Source organism: Catenulispora acidiphila DSM 44928, from assembly GCF_000024025.1.
Classification (GTDB): Bacteria; Actinomycetota; Actinomycetes; order Streptomycetales; family Catenulisporaceae; genus Catenulispora; species Catenulispora acidiphila.
Map to the genome: position 1 here is coordinate 2,950,293 of NC_013131.1, position 8,992 is coordinate 2,959,284.

The 8,992-nt window shown below is 70.3% G+C and carries 3 protein-coding genes; all 3 read left to right on the plus strand.

The genetic code is table 11. The features are described 5' to 3' along the window. The first annotated feature begins 24 nt into the window (after positions 1-24). Complete coding sequence (locus CACI_RS12940; RefSeq protein WP_012786806.1) at positions 25-1,266, plus strand: hydroxymethylglutaryl-CoA synthase family protein; 1,242 nt, start codon at positions 25-27, stop codon at positions 1,264-1,266. Next, positions 1,257-2,063, plus strand: coding sequence for an enoyl-CoA hydratase-related protein (locus tag CACI_RS12945; protein WP_012786807.1), 807 nt, complete (start codon positions 1,257-1,259; stop codon positions 2,061-2,063). Before CACI_RS12940 ends, CACI_RS12945 begins: the two co-directional genes overlap by 10 nt. 68 nt (positions 2,064-2,131) lie before the next feature. Further along, positions 2,132-8,986, plus strand: a complete 6,855-nt coding sequence (locus CACI_RS49725) for a type I polyketide synthase (RefSeq protein ID WP_012786808.1) — start codon at positions 2,132-2,134, stop codon at positions 8,984-8,986. Positions 8,987-8,992: the final 6 nt, after the last annotated feature.

An 8,992-nucleotide genomic window follows, 5' to 3' on the forward strand; every position in this document is an offset into this window, starting at 1 on the left:
CTGCCTGGAAGCGCGGGAGGGAGCATGGTGATCGGCGTCGAAGCAATCCACGCCTACGTCGGCCGCGCGGTGGTCGGGGTGCGCGAGATGTTCGCCGACCGGGATCTGAGCATGGCCCGGTTCGACAACCTCATGATGGACCAGAAATCCGTCTGCCTGCCGTGCGAGGACCCGGTGAGCAACGCGGTCAACGCCGCCGCACCGCTGCTCGCCGGTCTCGACGCCCAGCAGCGCGACGCCATCGAACTGCTGGTGGTCGGCACCGAATCCGGCCTGGACTTCGGCAAACCGATCAGCACCTACATCCACCACCAACTCGGCCTGTCCAGCCGCTGCCGGTCCTTCGAGGTCAAGCACGCCTGCTACGGCGGGACCGCCGCGCTCCAGACAGCGGTCGGGATCCTGAGCGCATCCGGCGTGCCGACGGCGCGCGCCCTCGTCATCGCCACCGACGCCCCGGCGACCGACGCGCACGGCACGTACTGGGAACCCTCGGAGGGTACCGGTGCGGTGGCGATGCTGGTCGGTCCCGAACCTCGGGTCCTAGCGTTGGATCCCGGCGCCAGCGGCTTCCACACCTATGAGGTGATGGACACCGCGCGCCCGGCCGTGGACGCCGAAGTCGTCGACTCGGACCTGTCGCTGCTGGCGTACCTGCAATGCCTCGACGCAAGCTTCGCAGCATATTGCGACCGAGTTGCGGGCGCTGATCTGCGCACGACCTTCGACTACCTGGTCTTCCACACACCCTTCGCCGGCATGGTGAAGGGCGCGCACCGCAACCTCGCGCGCAAGCGCGCCGGCATGTCCGCCGCCGAAGTGGACGACGACTTCCAGACGCGCGTCGCCGACTCCCTGCGCTATGCCCGCCGGGTCGGGAACCTGTTCTCCGCCGCGCTGTACCTGGCGCTGTGCTCGGTACTCGACCACGGACGCTTCGACCGTTCCCGCCGGCTTGGGCTGTTCTCCTACGGCTCGGGCTGCGCCTCGGAGTTCTTCAGCGGAGTGGTCCCCGCCGATTCCGTTGTATCCACTGGTTTTTCGGCACGTCCCGGTATCGCCGCCGCCCTGGACGAGCGGCGCGAGCTGACCGTCTCCGAGTACGACCGGCTCACGGCGGTCGGCGGCGCCCGGGGCTTCGGCACGCGGGACGCGGTGTTCGACCCGGGCGAGTACGGGCCCGTATACGGCAGCCACTTCGAGGGCCGCGGCCTGCTGGTCCTGGACCGGATCCGTGACTTCCACCGGGAGTACCGGTGGACGTGACGAACCGCGCGCCGAACGGCGTCCCGCACAAGGCGATCCGGGTCTTCGAGTTCGGCACTGGAAGTGCTCCGGTGATCGACGACGCGCTCATCAGTGCCCTGCATCGCGCGCTGGACAAGGCGCTCGCCGCACCCGAATGCCGGATTCTGCTCCTGACGTCGGCGACGCCGGGCGTCTTCAACGTCGGGATGAACGTCGCGGCGGCCGGACAAGCCGGGGTCGGGGTCGGAGGCGAGGGCGAGGACGAAAACGAGGCCGCCGCCGCCCGGCGCACCGGCGGCGCGTACTTCGACCTGCTCGAGCGCTTCACGCTCGCGCCGCTGATCGTCGCGGCTGCCGTCGAGGGTCGGGTGGCCGGCGGCGGGGTCGGCCTGGTGGCGGCCTGCGACTTCGTGGCAGCCAGCGAGGCAGCGACCTTCGGTCTCCCCGAGGCGCTGTGGGGACTGCTGCCGTGCTGCGTCCTGCCGTTCCTGATCCGCCGGGTCGGGTTCGCCAGGGCCTACTCCATGGCGCTGACGACGCGGCCGGTCAGCGCGCCCGAGGCCGTCGCGTGCGGGCTGGCCGACGAGATCAGCGAGCATCCGGGCACTGCGATACGGCGCCTGGCGCTGCGCGCCGACAAGATCGACACCGCGACGATCGCGGCGCTGAAGGCGTACTCCCAGCGGCTGTGGCCGCTGCCGGACGGCGTCCGGGACCTGGCGGTGGACGAGCTCGGCCGGCTCATGACCCTGCCGGCGGTGCGCGGCCGGATGGCCGCCTTCGCGAACGGCGGCAGGTTCCCCTGGGAGGGGTGAGGCGCCGGTGAGCTCATCAATCCCGATCCGGTCCGGACCGGTTCGGTGGACCTCGAAGGAGCGTTGACATGGGTCTGGCCTTTCTCTTCCCCGGCCAGGGTTCGCAGAGCGCCGGCATGGGTGCGGACCTGTTCGAGGAGTTCGCCGACCTGACCGCGACCGCCGAGGCGGTCCTCGGGTACTCGGTCCGAGACCTGTGCCTGGACGGCGACGCGCGGCTGCACCAGACCGAGTATTCGCAGCCTGCGTTGTTTACCGTCAATGCTTTGAGTTACCTGCACCGCCGCCGCCTCGGCGGTCCGACGCCGGACTACCTGGCCGGGCACAGCCTGGGAGAGCTGAGCGCGCTGTTCGCGGCCGGATCGTTCGACTTCGAGACCGGCTTGCGGATCGTGCGACGCCGAGGCGAGCTGATGGCGGCCGCACCCGACGGCGGCATGATGGCGGTCCTGGGCCTGCCGCTGGACCGGCTGACGGAGGTGCTGCGGCGCGGCGGCCTGCACACCGTGGACGTGGCGAACGACAACGTGCCCGGACAGGTCGTGTTGTCCGGGCCGCGGGGATCGGCGCACACCGTGGCGGCGCTGCTGGCGAACGAGGGCGCGGGACGATGCGTGCCGCTGAACGTCAGCATCGCGGCGCACTCGCGGTACATGGCCGACGCGGCACGGCAGTTCGGAGAATTCCTGGCCGATGTGCGGTTCGCTGAGCCTGAGATACCGGTCATCGCGAACGTGACGGCGAGGCCGCATCAGGCCTCTGAAATTGCCGGGTTGCTGGTGCGGCATCTGTGCGAGCCGGTGCGGTGGTGGGACACGCTGCGCCTGCTGGCGGCGTCGGGGGTGACCGAGATCGAGGAGATCGGGCCCGGGGACGTGCTGCAGAAGATGTGGCAGCGGGGGTTGCCGGATCTGCCGCAAGCCGATTCTGCGGTTCCGGCGGTTCTGGCCGCTCCGAGCGGGGCTCCGGTGCACGTCGTCGTGCTGTCCGCCGCGGACAAGCCGTCCTTGGACCGTTACGCGCTCGCCTTCGCAGAATACTTCGATTCCGAGGACGCAGCTGCTCTCGCCGATGTGGCGTTCACCGTCCAGGGCCGCAGCGCCATGCCGCACCGGCTCGCCGTCTGCGTTTCCGATGCCGTTGACGCGTCAGCAGCCCTGCGCGCCTACCTCGACGGCCGGTCGCATCCCGCGCTCGGGACCGCTCGCGTCGAGGCGGGCGCCTCCAGCGACCCGGCCGATCCGACCGCTCCGGTCGAAGCCGCCGCTGCCTGGCTGGAGGGCCGCCGCATCCCGTGGGAACGATTCCAGGCTCCGGACGCGCGCCGCGTATCGCTGCCTTCCGTGCCATGGCAGAGCACGCCGATCCCAGCCTCACCAGAGCCTGTAGTCGCACTATCAGCGTCGGCGCAGTCGTGGCTGGTCGACCTCTACGCCGAGCTCGCCGGCATTCCCGCCGCGCAGATCGACCCCCATGTGCCGCTCACCCACTACGGCCTCAGCTCCATGCTCATCGCCCGGATGAACGCCCGCTTGGAGAGCGAACTCGGCGAGCAGGACCGCACACTGTTCTTCTCCCACACCGACCTCGCTTCCGTCGCGTCCGAACTGACGGAGCATCACCCCGAGCACTGGAGCTCCGGCAGTGTGCCGCAAGAGCCCATAGCCGTGCCGACCCGCGCCGTCGTACCTTCGCAGACCACTGATGACGGCGCGATCGCCGTCATTGGCCTCGCCGGGCGCTACCCGTCCTCACCCGACCTCGACGCGTTCTGGCAGACCCTGTCGACCGGTCGCGACAGCGTCTCGCGCATCCCCGAACATCGGGCGCGCGCGGGCTGGCCGGTCGATCAGATGTGGGGTGGCTGGCTGGACGCCGTCGACGAGTTCGATCCGCTGTTGTTCCAGATCACGCCCCGGGACGCGGCGCTGATGGACCCGCAGGAGCGGCTTTTCCTCGAAGTCGTGTGGGAGATGATGGAGGACGCCGGCTACACGCGGGACCGGTTGGCCCGGCGGCACGGGCAGCGGGTCGCGGTCTACGCCGGCGCGATGTACAACGAATACCCCTATTTCGCGGTGGAGCAGTCGCTGCACGCCGAGCGCCAGGACAGCGGCGCCACGATCGGCGGGATCGCGAACCGGGTCTCCTTCTTCCTGGACCTGCACGGGCCGAGTCTGACCCTCGACACCATGTGCTCCTCCGGACTCACGGCGCTGCACCTGGCCGTGCGGGCGCTGCGCGGCGGCGAGTGCGAGGCCGCGATCGTCGGCGCGGTGAACCTGTCGCTGCACCCGAACAAGTTCGTCCAGCAGTACCGAATGAAGCTGAACTCCTCGACCAACCGCTGCCGCAGCTTCGGCGCGGGCGGCGACGGGTTCGTCCCCGCCGAGGGTGCTGGCGCACTGCTGTTCAAGCCGCTGCGGCGAGCTGTTGAGGACGGCGACCGGATCCACGCGGTGATCCGGGGGACCTCGGTCGTGCACGCCGGGCGTACCAACGGATTCCTCGTGCCCAACCCTGAGGCTCAGGGTTCGATGATCGGTCAGGCGATGCGGGACGCCGGGGTGGAGCCGAGCGAGATCGGTTACCTGGAGCTGCACGGCGCCGGGACCGCGCTCGGCGATCCGGTGGAGATCAATGGCCTGATGCGGGTGTTTGGCGCGGCGGGGCTGCCGGTGGGATCGGTACCGGTCGGGTCGGTGAAGTCGGTGATCGGGCACGTGGAGGCGGGAGCCGGGATCGCCGGGCTGACGAAGGTGATCCTTCAGATGCGGCACGGGGAGTTCGCGCCGTCTCTGCACGCGGAGGAGCTGAACGCGGGCATCGCCTGGGACCAGATCCCGTTCCGAGTGCAGCGGCGGAACGAGGTGTGGCCGGCGGGATCGGGACCGCGGGTGGCGGGGATCAGCTCGTTCGGCGCCGGGGGGACGATCGCGCACACGGTGGTTCAGGAGGCGCCGGCGGTGGCGGCGCGTGGGCCTGAGGTGGCGGGGGCGGCTCGGCTCGTCGTCTTGTCTGGGTACGACCAGGACCAGCTGATCGCTGTCGCTACTCGGTTGGCGGCGCGGTTGCGGCGTTCGCCCGAGGCTTTGTCAGATGTCGCATACACGTTGCTGGTCGGGCGGGAGGCATTGCGGGAGCGGCTTGCCGTTGTTGTGCGGGATGTCGACGAGCTCTGCGATGTCTTGGAGCGGTTCGTTGCGGGGCGGGCGCCGGACTCGGTGATGCGGGGGCGGGTTCCGAGCGCGGGGTATGCCGTGGGCGAACCTGCGGCCGACGGCGACTTGGATTCCCTTGGCCAGCACTGGATTTCCGGCGGTGCGCTCGACGGGGAGGTAATCGCGCGGCGGGACGGTGCGGCGCCGCGAATCGTTTCGCTGCCTTCGTATCCGTTCGCGCGGATGAAGTGCTGGCTGCCTGAGCCTGGGCCTCAGGAGATTCCGCTGTATGAGCGGACGTGGGAGCCTTCCGCGACCTCTTTGCCAGCCGGCACGATCACCGGCTCGGTCCTGTGCGTCTTCTCCGAGCACAGCGAGCAGGCGGCGCGCCGGTTCGCTGAGCGGTGCGGCGTTGACCGCGTGCTGCTGGTGCGGGAGGGCGCGGATCTGGGCGACGGCGTGCCTGGCTACGTCACAGACGCTGAGGCCACCGCGCTGGCCGACGATCTGCTGGCTCGGCATTCGGACCTCGTCGGTTGGCTGGACTTGGCGGATCTGAACCGGTCCTCGGCCGAGCGTGGGTTGTGGCGTCCCCGGCTGGCGATGCTTCAGCGGGTGGTTCGGGCACGTGCGGTTGGCGGGCTGCGGGTCATGCAGGTCACGGCTGGGCTCCACGTTTTCGAGCACGCCGCCCCGAGCTTGGCCGGGGCGCCGATGGCGGGGTTCGTCCGGGTGCTGAACGCCGAGTATCGCCGGTTGGCCGCTTCGGTGCTGGACACGGATGCGCAGGCTGGTGATCCGGACCCGGTGGTGTCGGAGGTGCTGGCAGAGTGGGGCGCTGCCGATCGGCTCGGTGAGGTGTGTTACCGGCGGGGCGTGCGATTCCTCCCTGCGTTGAAGAGCATTGATGCTCCCTATCGCGCGTGGCGTGCCGACCCGGAGGCCGCGTATCTGGTCGTCGGCGGGACGCGCGGCATCGGAGCCCTGATCGCGCGGTTCTTGGCTTCGCGGGGCGCCCGGCAGCTCGCCCTGGTAGGGACCCGGTCTGCGCCCGAGGACCCCGCGTTGCGCGACGCCGGTGTGCGGGTACTGACACACATCGGCTCGGTCGCGGACGTCGCGGGCATGTCGAGCTTCCTGGAACAGGTGCGCACCGAGCTGGGCCGGATCGACGGCGTGGTGAACTGCGCGGGCCGTTCCGGCCAGGGCGCCGGCTTCGCCTACCTGGACATGACACGCCTGGCCGACACGCTGGAGCCCAAGACCGACGGCGTGGAGACCCTGGCCGACCTGACCGCCGCCGACCGCCCATCCTTCAGCATCCAGTTCTCCTCCATCTGCGCGGCAGCCCCAGCCGTGGCCACCGGCGTGACCGACTACGCCGCCGCCAACGCCACCCTCGACACGATCACCGAACACCGCATCCACGCCGGCCACACCTGGCTCCGCACCCTGAACTGGCCCCAGTGGTCCCAAACCGGCGGCGGCCGCGGCACCCCCAACCCCTGCGCCGCCCTAGGCATCGCCCCCCTCACCGACGAAGCAGGCCTCCGCATCTTCGAGCGCATGCTGGCCCTTCCACCGGCTGCCGTGGTTGTGCCGCTGCCTGCGATGGGCGCGCCGGTGGATGTGCGAGGGCTGACTTCGGTCGATGGATTCGGTGCCGAGGCGGATGCGGCATCCATGGATGGCTCAGGACAACACATCAGCGCCGAGCTCGCGCCAGCGGTTGCGGAACAAGGGAATGGCGCAGGACTGATGCCAGCCCAGAAGCTCCGTGCCCAGGCGGATCTTGCGCCGGTCGCGGCAGGAGGAAATGGTGCAGGGCTTATGCCAGCTCAGAGCTTCCGTGCCCCGGCGGATCTTGCGCCAGCGGTTGTGGCAGCAGGAAATGGTGCAGAGCCCGCACCGGGTGTCCCGCCTGCATGGCTGTCGGCCATCTTCGCCGACCAGCTCGGCATCGCGGTCGCGGATCTGGATCCGACCGCGTTGTTCGGGGATTTGGGCGTCGAGTCGATCATGCTTGGCGAGCTGTTGCTGGCGATCGAGGCGCATCTCGGCAGGTCGCTGGAGCCTTCGCTGCTGCTGGATCATCCGACCGTCGAGTCCCTGAGCGTCCACTTGGGTGTCGCCGAGGACCGCGAGCCGCAGCCACCAGCAGCTGCCTCTGCCGCGCAAACTGTAGCCGTCGCCTCCGAACCGCAGCCGCATCACCGATCCCAGCCCGAATCCACCGACCGGATAGCCGTCATCGGCATGTCCTGCCGCTTCGCCGACGCGCCCGACCTCGACACCTTCTGGTCCAACCTCCTCGCGGGCCACTGTGGGGTCGCTGAGGTCCCGGCGTCGCGGTGGGACCATCGGCTGCACTATCGCCCCGAGCGCGAGGTCGGCTTCAGCATCAGCAAGTGGGGCGGATTCGTCTCGGGCATCGAGGATTTCGATCCCGGCTACTTCCGGCTCGGTGACGCCGAGGCCACGGGCCTAGATCCGGCGATTCGGATGGTGCTGGAGGGTTCCGTCGCGGCGCTGCGGGAGGCCGGTTACGGCGACAGCGATCTCGGCGGTGGGCAGGTCGGGGTGTTCGTCGGGGCGCGGTTGTCCGACTATGGACGCCGGGTCGCGACCGGGCCCGGCGTGTTGCGCTCGGATCAGAACTTCATCGCCGCGCACGTCGCGCACTTCTTCGACTTCCACGGGCCCAACCTCGTCGTCGACAGCGCCTGCTCGTCCTCGCTCGCCGCGGTCCAGCTCGCCTGTCGCAGCCTGCTGGCCGGGGAGTCGCACGTGGCGCTGGCCGCCGGGGTCGAGGTGCTGCTCGATGAGCACACGTACATCGACCTGTCGTCGGCGCGGGCCCTGTCCCCGACCGGGCGCTGCCGGACCTTCGACCGTGGCGCCGACGGCTTCGTGCCCGGCGAGGGGTGCGGCGTAGTGCTCCTCAAGCCGCTGGGCGCCGCGTTGGCTGACGGCGACCGGATCCACGCCGTCATCGAGGCCGTGGCCCTGAACAACGACGGCCGCACCATGGGCATCACCACCCCGAACCCCGCCGCGCAAGCCGCTGTCGTCCGCTCCGCCCTGGCCGCCGCGGGCCGCAAACCGCGCGAGATCGGCCTGGTCGAGGCACACGGAACCGGCACGCTCATCGGCGACCCGATCGAGCTGCGCGCGCTCACCGACGTCTTCGCCGGCGACGGGGGCGGTAGCAGCACTGGCGCTGCGGACTCAGCGAACGGAGCGCCCGACGCGTCGGATCAGTGGTGCGCGATCGGCAGCGTGAAATCGAACATCGGCCACACGCTCTCGGCGGCGGGCATCGCTGGCCTGGCGAAGGCGGTCCTGGCCGTCGAGACCGGCGTGATCCCGGCGACCCTGTTCTGCGACACCCCGAACCCGCGCTTCGACTTCGAGCGCTCGCCCTTCCACCCGGCGACCACGGCCCGCCCCTGGACGCTCCCGCCCGCCGAGCGGGTCGCCGGGGTCAGTTCGTTCGGTCTCGGCGGGACCAACGCGCACTTGGTCGTCAGCGGCTTGGATCCCGCCTGGCGCGATGGGCATCCCGCGGAGCGTTCCGCGCTGCCGCCGCCGGTGTTCGCACGCCGCCGGTTGTGGCTGGAGGCGACGCCGACGAGCGCGACTGAGGCCATCGCGCCCGCAGCGAACCCGCCGACTCCGACCCCACCCCCCGCCCCGAAAGCCGCCTCGCTCCTGGATCTGCGGCTGTCCATCGACGGCGTCGTCCTCCCCACGGAGCGCTGAACCGAA

Excerpts from the sequence above, each read along its gene's own strand:
- CACI_RS12940 (WP_012786806.1), top strand. The coding sequence starts at position 25 with ATGGTGATCGGCGTCGAAGCAATCCACGCCTACGTCGGCCGCGCGGTG.
- CACI_RS49725 (WP_012786808.1), top strand. The coding sequence starts at position 2,132 with ATGGGTCTGGCCTTTCTCTTCCCCGGCCAGGGTTCGCAGAGCGCCGGC.